Source organism: Thermodesulfobacteriota bacterium (genome assembly GCA_035325995.1).
In the GTDB taxonomy this organism is placed as follows: Bacteria; Desulfobacterota_D; UBA1144; order Nemesobacterales; family UBA2774; genus JADLGH01.
Window position 1 is genome coordinate 218,708 of sequence record DAOKYU010000005.1, and the last position, 19,591, is coordinate 238,298.

The window sequence follows — 19,591 nt, forward strand, 5'->3', positions numbered from 1 at the left end:
CCGTCCTGAAAGATTCCCATTGACAAGAAAATTTCGTGCTGTTAAATGGTGTAAGACATAAACGACAGGAGGAACACCCGCATGGAACTGATGGAAGCGATAGGAAACAGAAGGAGCATAAGGTTTTTCAAACCCTGGAAGGATGTCGAGGACTGGAAGATACAGAGGATGCTCCAGGCCGCGCGGCATGCCTCGTGCCAGGGTAACTGCGGCTCGACCGAGGCCATAGTCATCGACAAGAAGACCTACCCCGCCGACAAGTTCGAGGAGCTCATTCAGTGCGCCTCGACTTTCAACGAGATACAGCTCAGGACGGCCCCGATAGTAATCGCGTGGCTCGTCAACATGGACGCGTGGTATAAGGAGCTAGTCGAGTCTTTCGCCGTCCTGTTCCCGGCCCGCGCCATCACCGCGGCGCACGGGTGGACGTACAAGATACTGACCGAGAGCACCTATCCCCGCCTGATGAGCTTTCCGAGGGATAAGGCCGAGGATTTGCTGAGGGTCGAGGCCGGGCAGGCCATAGCGAACTCGCTCCTCGCTGCGACAGAGCTCGGGCTCGGGTGCTGCCTCCTCGCGACCGGCAGAAAGCCGGCCGAATTCCCGAAGGTCCTCGGCGTGCCCGACAACATCGTCCCTCTCTGGATAATGGCAGTCGGCTATGCCGCCGAAACGCCGGGACAGAGGCCGAGAAAGCGCTTCGACAGGCTCTATCACTACAACACCTACGGCAACCCCCTCAAGGAAGACCAGGCGGTAAAGCAGGAGCTCATCGCCGAGAACATGATACAGCCGAAAGACCCGCTGCCTGGAAGGGACGAGGAGCTCAGGCACGTGTGCAGGATGTTCGGCTATAAGGAAGACATGCCCGACATGCCGAAGGACAAGATCAAGGCCCTTTACGAAGAGGACTCGATCTACTACGGCGAAGTGCCGCCGGGCCTCGAAGAAAAGGGCGTTTAACCGGAAGACGCGCTCGTCGAGGCTAAAGACAGGAGGTCCAGCACCGACTCCTTCACCTCCTCCACGCTTATCTCACGGAGGCATCTGACTCCGTAGGGGCATGGCGGTGTGTATCCGAACTCCGTACACGGGCTGCAGGGAAGGCGCTTGTTTATAACCGCGTGACGGTGCCCGCGAGGGGCCCACTTTTCCTCGATGCCCGCACCGAAAAGAGAAACCGTGGGGGTGCCGGCTCCGTACGCGATGTGCATGAGGCCGGTATCCCCCGAAACCAGCAGGTCGAGCGTGGATATAACGGCCGCCGTTTCCATGAGCGGCGTCTTTCCCGCAAGGTCGAGGACGCTGTTACAGTCAAGGCCCTTTTTGACCTCCGCCGAGCTTTCCACGTCCCCCGGCCCGCCCAGGAGCACCACGCCGAGCCCCTCTTCCGCGAGCGCCTTTGCGAGCCCGGCGAATTTCCGGGTCCCCCACCGCCTTTCCTTAACAGTCGCGCCCGTGAATATGCCTACCACGCCCCTCTTCCCGCTTTTAAACTCGTCCAGCGCGGAAAGAATTTTCCCATATTTGCTCGGGTCTATCGGCAAAAAGGGCTTGTCCTCGTCGAACGCGTATTCTTTCCCGGTTACTGCGGAGACCAGATTGAGAAAGCTCACCGCCTCGTAATCCCCGCGTCCGTGCGGTACGGTGTGCGTGAGCTGCCGGGCCCTCTCGTTCGTGGCGAATCCCGCCCTCACGGGGGCGCGGGTGAGGTATGCGAGAGCGGCCGTCATACGGTGCCACTGCTCCGTGTCTATCACGATGTCGTATCCCTCTTTGACGACGCCGGCGAGGGTTCCAAGCGGCGAGGAATCGTAGAGGAGGACGCCGTCGATATAGGGACAGTCCACGAGAATCCCGGCGTTTCTCTTCTCGGCGAGTACGTGAATCGGCGAGCCGGGGAATTCTCGCCTCAGCGCTGAGAGCGCCGGGTACAGGAGCACGGCGTCGCCTATGCCGCCCGGTCTTATTACGAGTATTTTCAGAGGAGTGTTATGGGGACCCTTCCCCGGGCTCACGATGAGCCTCGAAATGCCGCACGCAATCCCCCCGAGGATGCCGTCGATCCTTTTGAGCCCTTCTATTTTCCAGTTCATGACGAGGCAGGGGCGGCTGTCCGCCCGCACTCAATTATAAATCCTAGCGGAGGAATAGTGTAGGAACCCCGGGAGGGGTAATCGCCGGTTTCGCAGCCGGAGCCCGGGAAAGGGCCGTGATCTTGAACGGCCGGGCTCAGGCTATCGTGACGTCGCCGCAGAGGTAGACGTTCTGAACCGCGTTCAGTATCTCCACCCCTTCCTTCATCGACTTCTGGAAGGACTTCCGCCCCGTGATGAGGCCCATGCCGCCCGCCCGCTTGTTTATGACTGCCGTTCTCACGGCCTGCGCGAGGTCGTCCTGGTCGCTGCCCGTCGAAGCGCCGCCCGAGTTTATGAGGCTCGCGCGGCCCATGTAGCAGTTCACTACCTGGTAGCGGGTGAGGTCTACCGGGTGCTCCGTCGTAAGCTTCGAATAGACGCGCGGATCCGTCTTCCCGAATTTGAGGGCGAGGAAGCCGCCGTTATTCTCGGCCTGCTTCTGCTTCACTATGTCGGCCTCTATCGTCGCGCTTATGTGGTTCGCCTGCCCCGTAAGGTCGGCAGCGAGGTCGTAATCCGCCTTGTCCGTTTTAAACGCCGGGTTACGGAGATAGGCCCAGAGCACCGTCACGAGCCCGAGCGTGTGAGCGTAGGCGAAGGCCTCCGATACTTCCTGTATCTGGCGGTCGCTCTCCTCCGAGCCGAAGTATATCGTCGCGCCCACGGCAACCGCGCCCATCTGGTACGCCTGGTCGACGTTTGCGAACATTATCTGGTCGAACTTGTTCGGATACGTCAGAAGCTCGTTGTGGTTCAGCTTCACTAAAAACGGGATCTTGTGCGCGTACTTTCTCGAAACGGCTCCGAGGACGCCGAGCGTCGAGGCGACGGCGTTACAGCCGCCCTCTATCGCGAGCTTCACAATGTTCTCCGGGTCGAAGTAAATCGGGTTCGGGGCGAACGACGCCCCGGCCGAGTGCTCTATCCCCTGGTCCACGGGTAGTATCGACATGTAGCCCGTTCCCGCGAGCCTGCCCGTGTTGTACATGAGCTGGAGGTTACGGAGAACGGAGTTTGGCCTGTCGGACGGGATCAGTATGCGATCTACGAAATCGGGGCCGGGCAGGTGGAGCTGGCTCTTCGGTACGGTCTTGCTCTTGTGGTTGAGAAGGTAGTCGGCCTCGCTTCCGAGGAGCTTCGATATCGAATCTATCCCTTCCGTGCTCTTTACTTTTGCCATTTTCGCACTCCTCTTACGGTATTTGAGATTGGCGGCACAGCTGCGCCGGAGATTATCAGAAGTTTAAAATAAATTACACCCGAGCGAAAGCCCGATCGACAATCGGTCTTCAATTGGCGGCCAGGGACATGCGCTCTTCCCTGTCGTTCAGAATCGATATTCCGGGGAGCTCGTCGCCGCCCAGGAATTCGAGAAGCGCTCCGCCGCCGGTCGATATGTGGGTGATCTCCGAGTCGAGCACCTCGGCCTTCCTTATGGAGGCTATCGTCTCGCCGCCGCCCACGACCGTCGTCGCGCCGCGCCACGTGGCGAGCGCAACGGCACGCGCGACCTGCGTCGTCCCGGCCGAGAAATCGCCGACCTCGAATACGCCCATGGGGCCGCTCCAGAATATGGAGCCCGTGCCCTTAATCTGGTGGTTATACTTCGCGGCCGTCTTGGGGCCTATGTCGAAGCCCTGGAGGTCGTCGGGTATGGAGCCGTCCACGACCATGCAGTTCTTTCTTTTTTCCAGGCTGTTAGCTACTACGTGATCGACGGGGAGGTGTATCTTCTTGCCGTAGGTCGAAAGCGCGTCCTTCGCCCATGCCACCTGGTCGTCCTCTACTATCGAGTTCCCTATCCTGACGCCCTTGGCCTTTAAGAACGTGTATGCGACGCCGCCCCCGAGGAGCACCTTGTCGGCCTTGTCTATCAGGCTCTGAAGAGCGTGTATCTTGTCCTTTATCTTGCCGCCGCCGACTATGACTATGAAAGGACGATCGGGGTCTTCGCGGAGCCGGGTGAGGAACTTGAGCTCCCTGCTTACGAGAAAGCCCGCGACCTTCACCTGGAAATTGGCGGCCATACCGTAAGTCGAGGCGTGTTTTCTGTGAGACGTGCCGAACGCGTCGTTAACGTAAATGTCGGCGTAAGATGAGAGCGTTTTCGCGAATTCGGGGGCGTTGTCGGTTTCTTCTTTGTGGAACCTAAGGTTTTCGAGCAGCATCACCTCGCCGTCGGCGAGCGAGTCTATCGACTCCTTGACCTCGGGCCCCGTCACCTTTCCGGTGAATTTCACGGACTTTCCGAGTAGCTCCGAGAGGCGGTCCGCAATGGGCTTTAACGAAAGCTCGGGCATCACTATGCCCTTCGGTCTTCCGAGGTGGGAGCCCAGTATCACCCTTGTGCCCCTCTCGACAAGATAGTCTATCGTGGGGATCACCCTTCTTATCCTGTAATCCTCACTTATCTTCCCGTCCCTTATCGGCACGTTGAAGTCAACCCTGACAAAAACGCGTTTTCCCTTGTATGTCGAATCAGGGAGGTCGGATATAACGAGCTTACTCATTTCAGCCTTTCTCCTATGTACTCGATGAGGTCCACTACCCTCGACGAGTATCCGTATTCGTTATCGTACCAGCCTACTACCTTTACGAGGTTGCCCTCTACGACGGACGTGAGCTGGGAATCGAGAATCGCCGAGTGCGGATCGCCTATGAAGTCGGACGATACGAGCTCTTCCTCGACGTATCTCAGGTAGCCTTTCAGCTCGCCCTTCGCCGCCTGTTTGAATTTTTCGTTTACCTCTTCGGGCGTCGTGTCCTTTTCCACTTCGCAGGTGAAATCGACGACGGAGACGTCGGCCGTCGGCACCCTCATGGACACCGAGCTCAGCTTGCCCTTGAGCACGGGGTAGATTATCTCTATCGCGCTCGCGGCGCCGGTGCTCGTCGGGATTATGGAAAGGGCCGCCGCCCTTGCGCGGCGTAGGTCCTTGTGAGGGGCGTCCAGGATCTGCTGGTCGTTCGTGTAGGAGTGGATAGTCGTCATCTCACCCCTCTTTATTCCGAAGTTTTCGTGAAGCACCTTTACTATCATCGCAAAGCAGTTGGTCGTGCACGAGGCGTTGGATATGACGTCGAAATCGTTGCTGTAATCCCCTTCGTTCGCGCCCAGCACGGTCGTGAAATCCACTTCACCCTTGGCGGGCGCGGTGATTACGACCTTCCTGACCGTGCTGCCGAGGTGCGCGCCCGCGGCTTCCCTCGAACGGAAAACCCCGCTGGCTTCCGCTATGATCTCGGCCCCCGTATCCTGCCACGGTATGTTCTTCGGATCCCTCTCCGTGAATACCCTTATAGCCTTTCCATCTACAATTATATGTCCGTTTTCGGATTTTACATCTCCTTTGTACGGGCCGAATACGGAATCGTATTTAAAAAGGTGGGCAAGCGTTTTGGAATCGGATATATCGTTTATTCCTACGAATTCGAGCCCTTCCCTTTCGAGCCCGATACGGAGAACGTGCCTCCCGATTCTTCCGAACCCGTTAATCCCAACCTTGATAGACATCTAATCCCTCCACGTAATTGAAATGTTATTTAATTTGAAGAAAATCCTCTAAAAATTACCTTTACAAATAATGCGCGTCAAGGTATAGCACGGGCTCCCGGGGGTCCTTTCCTGCGCATCGGCGAAGGGAAATTCTCCCCCCAAACTTGTATTTGACAATTTTACCGTATATTTTCAATCCTTATGCGGAAAATAAGAGTCGGGATACTGGGGGCGAGCGGTTACACGGGGAGCGATCTTTTGAGGTTTCTCCTTACACATCCCTCCGTGGATATTACACATTTGACTGCGGATAAGCACGCCGGGAAGAGGATATCCGACGTCTTCCCGCACCTTTCCGGGTTCTGCGATCTGGAATTAAAACCCCTCGATCCCGAAACACTCCCGGAAGATATAGACGTAGTATTCCTTGCCCTGCCCCACGGGGCATCGGCGAAGGTCGTGGGCGAGCTCTACAAAAGGGACGTCAGGATAATAGACCTCGGGGCCGATTTCAGGCTGAGCCACGAGGTATATACAGTCTGGTACGGCGAGCACCCGCATCCGGGGCTCATCCCCGAAGCGGTGTACGGCATCCCCGAGATAAACAGGGAGCGCCTCAAATCCGCGAAGATCGTGGCGAACCCCGGCTGCTACCCGACGTCCGTCATACTCGGCCTGCTCCCCCTCGCGTGGGAGCAGCTTCTCCAGCCCGGTCTCGTCATAGCCGACTCGAAATCCGGCGTGTCCGGCGCGGGCAGAAGCCCCTCCCTCGACACCCATTTTTGCGAGGTCAACGAGGGACTCAAGGCATACAAGGTCGGCGAGCACAGGCACATGCCGGAGATAGAAGAGGTTATGCGTGAGTATTCAGGCATCGATCTCAGGGTACAGTTCGTGCCGCACCTCATCCCCATGGACAGGGGCATACTCTCGACAATATACGTCAGGCTGAACAAGTCGATGACGACGGGGGAGCTCCTGGAGCTCTACGGAAAGCATTACGAGAACGAAAGGTTCGTCAGGATTTCGCCCGAGAAGGTCTATCCGTCCACGTCCCAGGTGAAGGGCTCCAACTTCTGCGACATAGGCTTAAAGGCCGATCCGGAATCGAAGTCGGCCGTGATCGTGTCCGTGATCGACAACCTCGTCAAGGGGGCCTCGGGCGTCGCTGTCCAGAACATGAACATAATGATGGGCTTCGAGGAATCGGCGGGTCTCGATATTCCGCCTCTTTTCCCCTGAGCGCGGCTTAAGAGCCCGCACCCTTAAGCGCCCTTATCCTCTTCACGGCAGATACGACAGCCCCGGCGGCGTACTCTATCTCTTCCGGTGTGGTGAATCTTCCCAGGCTGAATCTGACAGACGAGTGAGCCTCTTGTCTTGTACGCCCCATGGCCAGGAGGACGTGCGAGGGATCGACGTTCCCCTCCGAGCACGCCGAGCCCGTCGAGACGGCTATGCCTTCGAGGTCGAGCGCCATCGCGAGCGAGCCGCCGTGAACGCCCTCGAACGACAGGTTGAGCGTGTTCCGGACCATGCCGTCCGGCTGCCCGTTAAGCGTGACGCCTCCTGCCCCTGAGTATATGCGGGCGAAGAGCTCGTCGCGGAGCCTCCCCACCCTCTCCCTGTCAGGGTCGAGCTCGCCGAGCGCAAGCTCCGCGGCCTTCCCGAGCCCCGCAATGGCCGGGACGTTTTCCGTGCCCGACCTCAGCCCCCTCTCCTGCCCTCCGCCGTGTATGAGCGGCGTGAGAGTGAGGCGCCTCGCGAGCCCCTCCCTTACGTAGAGCGCACCGGCCCCCTTCGGGCCATAGAATTTGTGGGACGATATAGAGACCAGGTCGGCATCGATCTTCTTCAAGTCGATTCCCATCTTGCCCGCCGCCTGTACGGCGTCCACGTGAAAGAGAGCGCCCCTTTCCTTTACGATGGCAGCGATATCACCGACAGGCATCACCGCGCCCGTCTCGTTGTTCGCGTAGATTACGGAGACGAGCCTCGTTTCGCCGGTGACGGCTTCGCGGAGCTCGTCGAGATCGACGAGACCGTTCCTGTCCACGCCGAGGTACGTCACCTTAAACCCGTGCGACTCCAGATACATGAACGCTTCCAGAGTGGAATCGTGCTCGACCCGCGTCGTTACGAGGTGCTTTCCCCCGCGCCCTCTCTCGGCGAACGCCGCCCCCTTTATTGCCAGGTTATTGCCCTCGCTCCCGCCGGAGGTGAAGAGTATCTCCCTCGCCCCGGCCCCGAGGAGGGCGGCGACCTTCTCACGGGCCTCGTCGAGCGCGGCTTTCGCGGCGCTCCCGAACGCGTGGATGCTCGAAGGGTTCCCGAAGCCGTCTTTAAAGTGCGGCATCATCGCTTCGAGGACCCTCGGGTCGACTGGAGTAGTCGCATTGTAGTCGAGATACACTTTCTTCATACCGGCAAAACCCGTATCGGGATTTAGTTTAGTTTACACAAGCCGCGCGCAGTCTTAACAGGCCGCAAGAGCCGCTGGGAAGAATGCTCACTTCGCCCTTTCGAGAAGCGAGGCATACTCGTCCTTCACCATCCCTATGAATTCGCGCGCGAGACGCGAAGGCTTCCGGTCCCTGTGCCACGCCGCAACCACGGTCCTCTTCGGCGACCGGCCCTTTATCGGCCTGTAAATGCAGGTGTTCGACGTGTCCGTAAGCACCATCATCAGCGGGACGAGCGAAACCCCGTTTCCGAACGAGACGCAGTGCTGAATCGTCGAGAGGTTCCACGTCCTGCATACGACCTCGGGGTTTATCTGCCTCTCGTAGCAGAAGTTATTTATCTGCTCGCCGAGGCAGTGATCCTCATCGAGGGCGATGAAGGGGACGTTCCTCAGGTCCTTCGCCCTTATCTCGCGCATTTTAAGGAGCTCGTGGCCCGGCGAGAGGGCCAGGTAAAGCGGGTCGTCGAAAAGCGGCTCCGTCGTAATCAGGTTGTTTTCTATCGGCAGGCTCATGACGGCGACCTCGATTTCGAGGTCTACTATGCCCCTCACCAGCATGTCTGTAAGGTTTTCCTGGAGCGATATGCGGGCGCGGGGATAGCCGGCGTAGAATCTCTTGAGCGCACCCGGGAGGAGATATGGCGCTATCGTCGGAATGAGCCCCGCGGAAAGCGTGCCGACACCTTCGGCCACGTCCTCGACTATGCCCGACTTTATGTTCCCTGCCTCGCTAAGAACGAGCCTCGCACGCGGCAGGAGCGCCCTTCCAGCCTCGGTGAGCGCTATGCGCCTTCCGAGCCTTTCGAAAAGCCTCTGCCCGAGCTCCTGCTCCAGCTTGATTACCTGCTGGCTGAGCGAGGGCTGGGCGACGTAGCACCTCCGGGCGGCCTTGCTGAACCCGCCCGACTCGGCGACTGCCACGAAGTATCTAAGCTGATGAAGCTCCATACGTTATCTCCCCGGCTACACAGGCGTCCCGTGCCCCCCCGGGACCCGTAGTTAATACATTTTACCATGCAGGAGATAAATTAGCATAGGCATTGCCTATCTATTACATAGATAATGAATATTTGACGACTATAGGTCGGGAGTTCATAATATTACTCCGACAGCAAGCATTCAAAGAGGAGGTGACAAAAAATGAGTGAGAAGAACGCATTAGCTCACGACGCTGTTATAGGAGATATGAATACCGAAAGCGCCGCCAAGTGCCCGTTCTCGGGCGGAATGTCCAAGCACAGCGCAGGGGGCGGCACATCGAACAGGGAATGGTGGCCGAACATGCTCCGGCTGAACATCCTGCGCCAGCACTCCCCCTCGTCCAACCCTATGGGCGAGGAATTCAACTACAGAGAGGAGTTCAAGACACTTGATCTCGATGCAGTAAAGAAAGACATTTTCGATCTTATGACCGAGTCCCGGGACTGGTGGCCGGCCGACTACGGGCACTACGGGCCGTTCTTTATCCGCATGGCCTGGCACAGCGCCGGGACCTACCGCGTAGCGGACGGCCGCGGAGGCGGAGGCTCCGGCAGCCAGCGCTTCGCACCGCTCGACAGCTGGCCCGACAACGCGAACCTCGACAAGGCGCGCCGGCTGCTCTGGCCTGTAAAGCAGAAGTACGGCAGGAAGATTTCCTGGGCCGACCTCCTGATCCTGGCAGGCAACTGCGCGCTGGAATCGATGGGGCTAAAGACGTTCGGCTTCGCAGGCGGGCGCGAGGACGTCTGGGAGACAGAGGAAGACATCTACTGGGGCTCCGAGGCGGAATGGCTCGGCGACAAGCGCTATACGGGCGACCGCGAGCTGGAGAATCCCCTGGGCGCGGTGCAGATGGGCCTCATATACGTTAACCCCGAGGGGCCGAACGGAAACCCCGACCCCATCGCAGCCGCCCGCGACATTCGCGAGACATTCGGCCGCATGGCCATGAACGACGAAGAGACCGTCGCGCTTATCGCCGGAGGACACACGTTCGGCAAAACCCACGGGGCGGCCGATCCGGCCAAGTACGTCGGGCGCGAGCCCGCCGCCGCAGGCATAGAGGAGCAGGGCCTCGGCTGGAAGAACAGCTTCGGTACGGGTAATGGGGGCGACTGCATCACCAGCGGACTCGAAGGCGCATGGACCACTACCCCGACGAAGTGGAGCAATAACTTTTTCGAGAACCTCTTCGGTTTCGAATGGGAGCTGTCGAAGAGCCCGGCGGGAGCATACCAGTGGATACCCAAAAACGGGGCCGGCGCGGGCACCGTGCCCGACGCGCACGACCCGTCGAAGAGCCACGCGCCGTTCATGCTCACGACCGACCTGTCTCTCAGGCTGGACCCGATATACGGGCCGATTTCGAGGCGCTTTTACGAGAACCCGGACGAGTTCGCCGACGCCTTCGCCCGCGCGTGGTTCAAGCTCACGCACCGCGACATGGGCCCGCGCTCGCGCTATCTCGGCCCCGAAGTCCCTGACGAAGACCTCATCTGGCAGGACCCTATACCCGCGGTCACGCACAAACTCGTAGACGACAATGACGCCGCGGCGCTCAAGGCAAAGATACTCGCCTCGGGGCTGACGGTGCCCCAGCTTGTATCGACCGCATGGGCGTCGGCCTCGACGTTCCGCGGCTCCGACAAGCGCGGCGGCGCCAACGGCGCGCGCGTTCGCCTCGCGCCGCAGAAAGACTGGGAAGTAAACGATCCGCCCCGGCTGGCGAAGGTGCTCGAAACCCTCGAAGGCATACAGAAGGAATTCAACGACTCCCGGACGGACGGCAAGAGGGTTTCACTCGCCGACCTGATAGTCCTCGCCGGATGCGCGGGCGTCGAGCAGGCCGCGAGGAACGCCGGTTACGAAGTTACGGTGCCCTTCACGCCCGGGCGCGCCGACGCGTCCCAGGAAGAGACAGACGTGGAATCCTTCACATACCTCGAGCCCGAGGCCGACGGTTTCCGGAATTATCTCAGGGGCCGTTACACCGTAAAGCCCGAGGAAATGCTGGTCGACCGGGCCCAGCTCCTGACGCTGACGGTTCCCGAGATGACGGTTCTCCTCGGCGGCATGCGCGTGCTCGACACCAACTTCGATCATTCCCGCCGCGGCGTCTTTACCAACCGCCCCGGGGCTCTGACGAACGACTTCTTCGTCAACCTGCTCGATATGGGTACGGTGTGGAAGGCGACTTCGGAGGACGAAGAGGAATTCGAGCTCCGCGACCGCAAGACGGGCGAGCTCAAGTGGACCGCTACGCGGGTCGATCTTATCTTCGGTTCGAACTCCGAGCTAAGGGCCGTCGCCGAAGTCTACGGATGCAACGACTCTCGGGAGCGGTTCGTTCACGACTTCGTGGCGGCGTGGAATAAAGTGATGAACCTCGACCGCTTCGACCTCATCTATCAGAACTAAAAAAAAGAGTTTGACCATATCCTCCTCCTTGTGAAGAGAAGCGGCGGCAATCCCCCGAACCGGGGATCGCCGCCTTTCTTTTTTAGGCCCTGTGAATAGCTGAAGAGCCGCCGGGTACGGAAAAGGAGCCCGGGACCGGGGCCGACAAGGCGCTCACCCGCCTGCCCTCTTCCCCCGCCGGGACTTCCGGCGAAAGTATTGACCCGGCCCTAAGAATATGTAATTATTAAATTTTGGGTCACTGAACAATGATAATATCCCTCAATTGGCTTAAGGAGTATGTCGATTTCTCCGTCTCTCCGGAGGAGCTCGCCGACAGGCTGACCATGTCCGGGCTCGAAGTGGAATCGATAGAATACGTGGGCAAAGCCCTCGAAGACGTGGTCGTCGCCGAGATACTCGATATGGGTAAGCACCCGGACGCCGACAAGCTCTCCCTCTGCAGGGTTTCGGACGGCGGGGCCGAATATCCGATCGTCTGCGGGGCGAGCAACATGAAAACGGGCGACAAGGTCGCGCTGGCGAGGACGGGCACGGTCCTCCCGCCGGGGCCGAAATTTCCCGAGGGAATCACCATCAAAAAAGCGAAGATAAGAGGGCAGGTCTCCGAAGGCATGCTCTGCGCCGAGAACGAGCTCGGGCTGGGAATAGAATCGGACGGCATCATGATTCTTCCGCCCGGCGCGGTTCCGGGGACGCGGCTCATAGACGAACTAGGCATTAACGACGTCCTCCTTGAAATAGGCATAACCCCCAACCGTCCCGACTGCCTCAGCGTGGTCGGGACGGCCAGGGAGGCAGCCGCCGTGCTTTCCGGCACGGCAGGGTATCCCGATACGTCGGTGAAGGAGTCGGGGAGCCCCGTCGGCGACTACGTATCCGTCGAGATAAAATCGCCCGAGAGCTGCCCCAGGTACACCTGCCGAGTGATAAGCGGCGTAAAGATAGGCCCGTCGCCCCGGTGGATGAAGACGCGGCTCGAATCGTCGGGGATAAGGTCCATCAATAACGTCGTGGACGTTACGAACTACGTCCTCCTCGAATTAGGCCAGCCGCTCCATGCGTTCGATTACGACCTCGTCCGGGGGAAGAAGATAGTCGTGAGGCAGGCCGGGGACGGCGAGACGATCACGACCCTCGACGGCGTCGAAAGGAAGCTCTCCGCCGACGACCTTCTCATCTGCGACGGCGAAGGGCCCGTTGCGCTCGCGGGCGTCATGGGCGGGGCGGATACCGAGGTCACCGGGGGGACGACGAGCATACTCCTCGAAAGCGCCTATTTCAGCCCCGATACCGTAAGAAAAACGTCCAGGAAAACCGGGCTCAAATCCGAATCCTCCTACCGGTTCGAAAGGGGCGTCGATCCCGAGGGCGTCGTAAAGGCGCTCGACAGGGCGGCGGGGCTCATCGCCGGGCTCGCCGGGGGCGAAGTAGCCGCCGGCAGGATAGACGAGAACCCCGTCATAATCGAGCCCGCGGTCGTGAGCGTCACGGCTTCGCGCGTGAACGCCATACTCGGCACCGACATAAGCGAAGAAGAAATAATATCGATACAGAAGAGGCTCGGGCTCGAGCTTCTGTCGTCGGAGAACGGGGTTCTTGCTTTTAGAGTGCCGACGTACAGGGTGGACCTCACCCGCGAAATAGACGTCATAGAAGAGACGGCCAGGCTTTACGGCTATAACAACGTGCCCGTCACGCTCCCGGCCGTCGCCATGAAGACGGAGCTCCCGGGCGGCGGAAGGGCCGTACAGGCTAAATTCAGGGAAGTATTCACGGCGAACGGTTTCTACGAGGCGATAAATTACAGCTTCGAGGACGAAGAGCTTCTCGGGCTCTTCAGCCCCGAAAAGGCGCTCCCGATACTGAACCCGATAAGCAAGGACGGGGCCGTCATGAGGACGAGCCTTACGGCCGGACTCGTAAAGAACGTGCTACTTAACCTGAGCAGGCAGGAGAGCGACATAAGGATCTTCGAGACGGGGAAGATTTATATCCCCTCGTCGGGAGATAAGCTTCCGAAAGAGACCAGCAAACTGGCTGCGGCCGCAACCGGAAGGAAACAGCCTGAGCTCTGGGACAGGGAGGAATTCGATTTCTTCGATTTAAAGGCGGTGCTCGAAAAAGCGCTCGGCGCGCTCCACGCGCAGGAAGGCGCTTCGTTCAGAGCGGCGCCTGAAATCGCATTCCTCCATCCCGGAAAGTCCGCCGAGATCGTCATAGACGGCGAGGTCGTCGGCTACGCCGGCGAGCTTCACCCCGGGTTAAGAGAAAGGCTCGATCTCACGAGGAGGGTGTACGTCGCCGAGATGGACCTCGACGCCGCCGCACGTCTCACGGCGGGGAAGAAGGGCGAATTCAGGCCGCTTCCGAAATTCCCGTCCGTAAGGCGCGACATCGCGCTCGTAGTGGACCAGGGCGTTTCCGCAGGGAGTATAATTGACGAGATAAGGTCCATGGGCTCGGGCCTTATAGAGGACGCCCGGATATTCGACGTATTCACGGGCGGTACGGTGCAGGAAGGGAAGAAGAGCGTCGCCGTTTCGCTCCACCTGAGGGCCGCGGACAAAACGCTCACGGAAGAGGAAATCAACAAAATTCAGGACAAGGCGCTTAAGAAACTTCGATTGGCTCTGGGTGCCGAATTACGTACAATATAGCGAATGGAGGGGTAAAGAGATGACTAAAAAAGAGCTGGCAGACGTAATACACACCAGAATCGGTCTCTCGAAGAGGGAGTCCGCGGAAATAGTAGAATTCTTTTTCGAAATAGCCAAGGAGAGGCTAAGCAAGGGCGAGGGCATAAAGCTCCCCCGGTTCGGCAGCTTCCGTGTCCAGAACCGCAAGGCCAGGAAGGGCCGCAACCCCGCAACGGGCGAAACTATAGAAATCGCCGAGAGGAAGGCGGTCGTGTTCAAGCCCAGCAGGTTCCTCCGCGACGCCATAGACAAGCAGACAGCATGATGCTGCATGAAGCATATCTATAGTTTTTTCAGGAATAATATCCTGGCCGGGATACTGGTCACCGCACCGTTCGGCCTCACACTATTCATACTATTCAAGCTCGGCACGTGGATCGTCGGCCTCGTAAGCGCAATACCCGGAAGGGTTTTGGGCGGCCCGTATGCAGACCTTCCAAAAGGCGTTTACGAAGCCCTTCTCTTCTGCACGGGGCTCTTGGGGACGCTCCTCATCGTCCTTATAGTCGGGGCCCTGGCCAGGAACATACTGGGCAGCAAGCTCGTCGGCCTGGGCGAAGCCGTCATAACGCGTATCCCCCTCGCGCGGACCATATACACCGCGACGAAGCAGGTAATAGAAACCGTCTTCATGGGGAAAGGGATCAAGGATATAAAGAGGGTCGCCCTCCTGGAGTTTCCGAGGAAGGGCATGTACTCGATAGGCTTTATCACGGGAAACCTCGAAAGCGGTACGCCCCTTAACCGGTCCGAAAGGAATCTCGTAGGCATATTCGTGCCTACGACGCCTAACCCGACCACGGGATATTACGTCATGCTGCCGGAAGAGGACGTAAAAGAGCTTCATATAAGCATAGAAGACGCATTCAGGATAATAATGTCGGGCGGACTCGCCGCCAATACATCGGAAAATGCTCTCCCGGGCACGAAAAACAATCGAGAAGTATGACATGCTCCGGCCGGGAGACAGTGTCGTCGTCGGCCTTTCCGGCGGCGCGGACTCGGTATCCCTGCTGCACGCTCTTCACGAGCTCAAGGCATACAAGCTCACTCTGGTAGCCGCGCACCTTAACCACGGCATACGCGGGAAGGAAGCCGCGCGCGACGCTGAATTCAGCCGGGGCGTGGCGGAATCCCTCGGCGTGGAATTCGAGCTCGGCGAGGCGGACGCGCCGGCGCAGAAAAAGAAGTCCCGGCTCTCTCTCGAAGACGCGGCCAGGGTGCTGAGGTACGAATTTTTCGAGAGCGTGCGGAAAAAGCACGGGGCGGCCAGGATCGCTACGGCCCACACCCTCGACGACCAGGCCGAAACAGTCCTCATGCGGCTCCTTCGCGGGAGCGGGACGCGGGGGCTTTCGGGCATCCCTCCCGTATCGGGAAAATATATCGTGAGGCCGCTTATCGAGACGGACCGCGCGGCCATAGAGGGCTACCTTAAGTCCCGCGGGATCGAATGGATAGACGATTCGACGAACCTGGAGAGGGATTATTTGAGGAACAGGATAAGGCTCGACCTCCTGCCGGGTCTTTCGGAATATAACCCGAAGATAAAGGAAACCCTCGCACGGACGGCGGATATACTGCGCCTCGAAGAGGATTTTATTTCCCGCGAGGCCGAAAAGGGATTCCGGAGGGTTTTTAATCGCGAGCGGGGAGAGCTCACGGGAGACCTCGCCAAATACACCCGTCTCCATGGGGCCGTGAGAGTCGCCGTTCTTATGCGTGCGCTCACCGAAACGAGGGAGAATCTCAAGAATGTGTCGTCGATCCACCTCTCCGCGGCGGACGCCTTCCTGACATCGATGGCAACGTCCGGAGAGTCCGTATTTCCTGGGGGAAGCGTCATTGTGAAGGGACACGGGTCCTTCATCGTGACGACGAAGGACGAGTTGGCCCGCGGGTTTGCGCATGAGATTCCCACGCCGGGAAAATGGACCTTCGACGAGCTCGAAGTCGAGGTGGAAGAGGTCCCGGCAGCGGGGCTCGAAGAGGATAGAGAGGACGTCGTTTATCTCGACCCGGGGGCCGTAAGGTTTCCGGTAGAGGTAAGGAGCTTTAAACCCGGGGACAGGTTCGTCCCGCTCGGCATGAAAAGCCGGAAGAAGGTGAAGGACTTTTTCATCGACAGGAAAGTCCCGGCCTTCGTGCGGAAGCGCGTTCCGATATTCCTTTCCGCGGGAGAGATAGTCTGGATAGGCGGGATGAGGATCGACGAGCGGGCGAAGGTAAAAGGCAAGCCGGAGAAGGCTTTGAAGCTGACCCTCGTAAGGCCGCGGTTCTAGGACGCCGCCTTCACCGCCCGCCGAGGGCGAGGTATGCCGCCCCCAGTATGCCTTCGTCGCCGTTGAGCCCGGCCCTTTCGATCACGACCCTCTCGGCCGGGGCTCTCAGGCCGCGTTTTTTCAGCTCGGCGCGTGCGGGCCCTATGAACATGTCCCACGCCCGGGCTACCCCGCCGCCGAGGACTATCATCTCGACGTTGAGGATATTGACGAGGCTCGCCATGCCTATTCCGAGCGCGACGCCGAACCGCTCCCAAATATCGATAGAGGCCGCGTCGCCCTTGAGAGCGGCGCTCATGACGACCTCCGGAATGTCGTCGGGGTCAGACCCGGGGATCATATCCCTGAGGACGGTTTTCACGCCCGGCTCCGCGAGCGCCTCCCTCACCATCCTTCTCACAGCCGTCGCCGAGGCGTAGCTTTCGAGGCAGCCATGGTTCCCGCAGTTACAGAGGGCGCCGTCCGGGTAGACGGTCATGTGTCCGACCTCTCCCCCCATGCCGTCGGCTCCCGTCCATAACCTCCCGTCGAGGATGATTCCGCCGCCGACCCCGGTGCCGAGCGTTATCATGACGAGTGACGCGGCGTCCTTCCCCGCGCCGATCCACCATTCGCCCAGTGCCGCGCAGTTGGCGTCGTTTTCCACGATAACGTTGGTCCCCGGGCCGAGTTTTTTGGCGAGGTTATCCCGTATGGGATAGTTGACGACGTTCGCGATATTGGGGGCCTGCGTGATGACGCCGGTTTTTGAGTCTATAACCCCCGCTATGCCTATGCCGACCCCCGAGACGCCGCCTTCGCCGCCCAGCTCGTTTACAAGGCCCGCGATGTTCTCGACCACGGCGTCGATACCGTCGTCCGCGTCGGACGCGATCCTGAGCTGCCTCAGTATACGGCCCTCCGGGGTGACGAGAGCGCCCCGGAGGTTAGTCCCTCCGATGTCCATTCCTATTACGGTCTTTCCCATGCGATTACCGGTCCCGGGGTTAAATATTCACGGCTTTGCTGTAAAATATCGTCGATTGTTCTCGTCTTGTAAACAAGCCGAAGGAAGAAGCAAAATTCATAAGGATTCGAGAGGCGCGGCACATTGAGCAAGGATAAAAAAAAGGGCGGGCTCGGGCTGTGCGCCGTGGATTCGCTCGGCGCCGGCGAGCCGCTCTACGGCACGGCGGCCGAGGCGAGCGGATGGATACTCATAGAGTACAGGGGCAGATGGTCCGGCGACGCGTACAAGGACAGCTCCATACCGAAGGCCGCCAGAGAGAAGCTGAAGAAGATCGGGAAGGCAGTCAAGGGCTCGCGCCTTCAGGTCGTGAGCCAAAACGGGCGTGGGGACGAAGGCATAAGCCTCTTCATCTCGCGCGCGTCGGATACGGACGCCAGGCTCTACGAGATAAACCTCGGCTCGTACGAAGACCTCCCTCTGCTGGACGTGGACTCCGTGTTCGAGGGCGATAAATACGAGAGGAAAGAGCCCCTCGTAATCGTATGCACGAACGGCGAGCGCGACACGTGCTGCGGGAAATTCGGGAAGCCCGTATACCTCGAAGCCGCCGCCGGCCCCCACGGGCGGAACGTGTGGCAGACTAACCACATCGGAGGGCACAGGTTCGCCGCCACGTTCGTCTGCCTCCCGCACGGCATTTGCTACGGTAGGGTGAGGGAAGGTAAAAAGGCGGACGACGTAATAGACAAGTACGTGCGCGGCGAGATAGACCTCGGCAGCCTTCGCGGACGCTCCTGCTACAGCGCGGAGGCCCAGGCGGCGGAATACTTCCTCAGGACGGAAACGGGCAGGACAGGGCTTTCGGAATTTACGCTCAAGCGCGAGAAGAAAACCAATGACGGTATCGACGTCGATTTCATATCCCCGGGCACGGGCGAGGCGTACAGGGTGAACGTCCTCAAGTCGAAGCGGGTTGCAAAGGTTCTCAAGAATTGCGGCGACGGCAAAAGAGACTGGGTATCGGGGTTTATAAACGGAGGCGTGAGCATAATACCGGCGGCGGGGAAAGCATGACTACACAGACGGGCATAAAGAACCCCCTTCACGTGAACGAGATAACGGCCGAATGGCTGACGCTGATATTGAGAGAAGGCGGCTCCATAGGGAAATCGCGCGTAACAGGTTTCAGGATACTTCCCTTGGGCGGCGTCGAGGGGTTCATGAGCAGCGTGGTGAAGGCGGTCCCGGCTTACGACGTGAAGGAAGAGGGGGCGCCCGGGTCGCTCGTTATAAAAATCGAGCCCGAATCCGAATCCTACAGGCAGGCGGGCGAAGAGCTCCACGCCTTTACGAGAGAGATAATGTTCTACAGGGACGTCGCTCCCGGCGTTTCCATGAGGCTCCCCCGCATATACGGCTCCGTTATGGAGCCTCCGGCATACGCTATAGTGATGGAGGATCTGAGCGCGTTAAGGCCCGGGGACCAGATCCGGGGAATAAGCGAGAAAGAGGCCCTCGGAATTACGGCGGATATAGGAAAGCTCCACGCCCGGTACTGGGGGAGCCCCGAGCTCGACGGGTTTGAGTGGATACCCTACGAGAACCCGGTCTGGCAGGACTACGAAGAGAAATGGCCGTCCTTCATCGGGCACTTTGGAGGGCTCCTCGACAGGCGCGCGGTCGAGCTCGGAGAAAAACTCGGAAGGTGCGCCCCGTGGCTGGCCGGCGAGATAAACTCCCGTCCGAAAACCATAGTTCACAGCGACCTCAGGGCCGACAACCTTCTATTCGGGAAGCCGGGCTCGGATGAGCGCATTGTCATACTCGACTGGCAGCTCGCGATAAGGAGCATGGGGGCCTTCGACGTGGCCAGGCTTACGGCCGGGAGCGAACCCGTTTCCGAGCGGAGAAAATATCACTACGAAGTCGTGGACACATGGTTCGACACAATCGTCGAAGACGGCGTCGGCGGCTACACGAGGGACGACGCGGTCAGGGACTACAGGCTCGGCCTTCTCCTTAACCTCTGCTTCCCGGTCCATTTCCACGTCGGGTCCATAGGCGCTACGGGACGCGTGAAGAAGCTCGTGCGGGCCATAGTCACGAGGGATTTCGCGGCTGCCCTCGACTTCGACGCGGGCTCCGTCCTGCCCTGAGCGCCCGG

General features: G+C 59.4%; 16 protein-coding genes. 9 read left to right on the top strand and 7 right to left on the bottom strand.

Going from position 1 to position 19,591, the window contains the following annotated elements; genetic code table 11:
- Positions 1 to 81 precede the first annotated feature (81 nt).
- Positions 82 to 963 (top strand): nitroreductase family protein, encoded by an 882-nt coding sequence (locus PKC29_08935; GenBank protein ID HML95536.1) that lies wholly within the window; start codon positions 82 to 84, stop codon positions 961 to 963.
- Here PKC29_08935 and PKC29_08940 read toward each other — a convergent pair.
- The 4 genes from PKC29_08940 to gap form a co-directional block, all read right to left on the bottom strand.
- Positions 960 to 2,096 (bottom strand): glycosyltransferase family 9 protein, encoded by a 1,137-nt coding sequence (locus tag PKC29_08940; GenBank protein HML95537.1) that lies wholly within the window; start codon positions 2,094 to 2,096, stop codon positions 960 to 962. The two genes, PKC29_08935 and PKC29_08940, sit on opposite strands and share 4 nt — an antisense overlap.
- A 136-nt stretch (positions 2,097 to 2,232) precedes the next feature.
- A complete protein-coding gene (locus PKC29_08945; protein ID HML95538.1) occupies positions 2,233 to 3,318 on the bottom strand; it encodes a class I fructose-bisphosphate aldolase in 1,086 nt (361 codons plus the stop codon).
- A 109-nt stretch (positions 3,319 to 3,427) separates the two neighbouring features.
- On the bottom strand, positions 3,428 to 4,648 hold the full coding sequence (locus PKC29_08950; protein HML95539.1) for a phosphoglycerate kinase: 1,221 nt from the start codon (positions 4,646 to 4,648) through the stop codon (positions 3,428 to 3,430).
- Positions 4,645 to 5,652, bottom strand: a complete 1,008-nt coding sequence (gene gap / locus PKC29_08955; protein HML95540.1) for a type I glyceraldehyde-3-phosphate dehydrogenase — start codon at positions 5,650 to 5,652, stop codon at positions 4,645 to 4,647. The genes PKC29_08950 and gap overlap by 4 nt, the downstream gene beginning before the upstream one ends.
- A gap of 183 nt (positions 5,653 to 5,835) precedes the next feature.
- Between gap and argC the strand changes: the two genes are divergently transcribed.
- Positions 5,836 to 6,876, top strand: coding sequence for an N-acetyl-gamma-glutamyl-phosphate reductase (argC, locus tag PKC29_08960; GenBank protein HML95541.1), 1,041 nt, complete (start codon positions 5,836 to 5,838; stop codon positions 6,874 to 6,876).
- Positions 6,877 to 6,883: 7 nt separating this feature from the next.
- Here the strand turns inward: argC and PKC29_08965 are convergent, their stop codons facing one another.
- Positions 6,884 to 8,056 (bottom strand): cysteine desulfurase family protein, encoded by a 1,173-nt coding sequence (locus tag PKC29_08965; protein HML95542.1) that lies wholly within the window; start codon positions 8,054 to 8,056, stop codon positions 6,884 to 6,886.
- 87 nt (positions 8,057 to 8,143) lie between these two features.
- Positions 8,144 to 9,046, bottom strand: coding sequence for a LysR family transcriptional regulator (locus PKC29_08970; GenBank protein ID HML95543.1), 903 nt, complete (start codon positions 9,044 to 9,046; stop codon positions 8,144 to 8,146).
- A gap of 237 nt (positions 9,047 to 9,283) precedes the next feature.
- On the opposite strand from PKC29_08970, the gene katG reads away from it, so the two are divergent.
- The 5 genes from katG to tilS all read left to right on the top strand — a co-directional run bounded on the left by katG (position 9,284) and on the right by tilS (position 16,478).
- Positions 9,284 to 11,497: a catalase/peroxidase HPI gene (katG, locus tag PKC29_08975; protein ID HML95544.1), complete on the top strand. Its 2,214-nt coding sequence runs from the start codon at positions 9,284 to 9,286 to the stop codon at positions 11,495 to 11,497.
- A gap of 248 nt (positions 11,498 to 11,745) precedes the next feature.
- Positions 11,746 to 14,157 carry a phenylalanine--tRNA ligase subunit beta gene (gene pheT / locus PKC29_08980; GenBank protein ID HML95545.1) on the top strand — a complete coding sequence of 804 codons (2,412 nt, stop codon included), beginning with the start codon at positions 11,746 to 11,748 and terminating at the stop codon, positions 14,155 to 14,157.
- A 19-nt stretch (positions 14,158 to 14,176) separates the two neighbouring features.
- Positions 14,177 to 14,461: an integration host factor subunit alpha gene (locus tag PKC29_08985; GenBank protein ID HML95546.1), complete on the top strand. Its 285-nt coding sequence runs from the start codon at positions 14,177 to 14,179 to the stop codon at positions 14,459 to 14,461.
- Between the two features lie 6 nt (positions 14,462 to 14,467).
- Entirely contained in the window at positions 14,468 to 15,145 is a 678-nt protein-coding gene (locus PKC29_08990) for a DUF502 domain-containing protein (protein ID HML95547.1), read from the top strand.
- A 1-nt stretch (position 15,146) separates the two neighbouring features.
- Complete coding sequence (gene tilS, locus PKC29_08995) at positions 15,147 to 16,478, top strand: tRNA lysidine(34) synthetase TilS (GenBank protein ID HML95548.1); 1,332 nt, start codon at positions 15,147 to 15,149, stop codon at positions 16,476 to 16,478.
- A gap of 10 nt (positions 16,479 to 16,488) precedes the next feature.
- On the opposite strand, the gene PKC29_09000 is transcribed toward tilS, so the two are convergent.
- A complete protein-coding gene (locus PKC29_09000) occupies positions 16,489 to 17,445 on the bottom strand; it encodes an ROK family protein (protein HML95549.1) in 957 nt (318 codons plus the stop codon).
- A 123-nt stretch (positions 17,446 to 17,568) separates the two neighbouring features.
- On the opposite strand from PKC29_09000, the gene PKC29_09005 reads away from it, so the two are divergent.
- Entirely contained in the window at positions 17,569 to 18,501 is a 933-nt protein-coding gene (locus PKC29_09005; protein HML95550.1) for a sucrase ferredoxin, read from the top strand.
- Positions 18,498 to 19,583: a phosphotransferase gene (locus PKC29_09010; protein ID HML95551.1), complete on the top strand. Its 1,086-nt coding sequence runs from the start codon at positions 18,498 to 18,500 to the stop codon at positions 19,581 to 19,583. Before PKC29_09005 ends, PKC29_09010 begins: the two co-directional genes overlap by 4 nt.
- Positions 19,584 to 19,591: the final 8 nt, after the last annotated feature.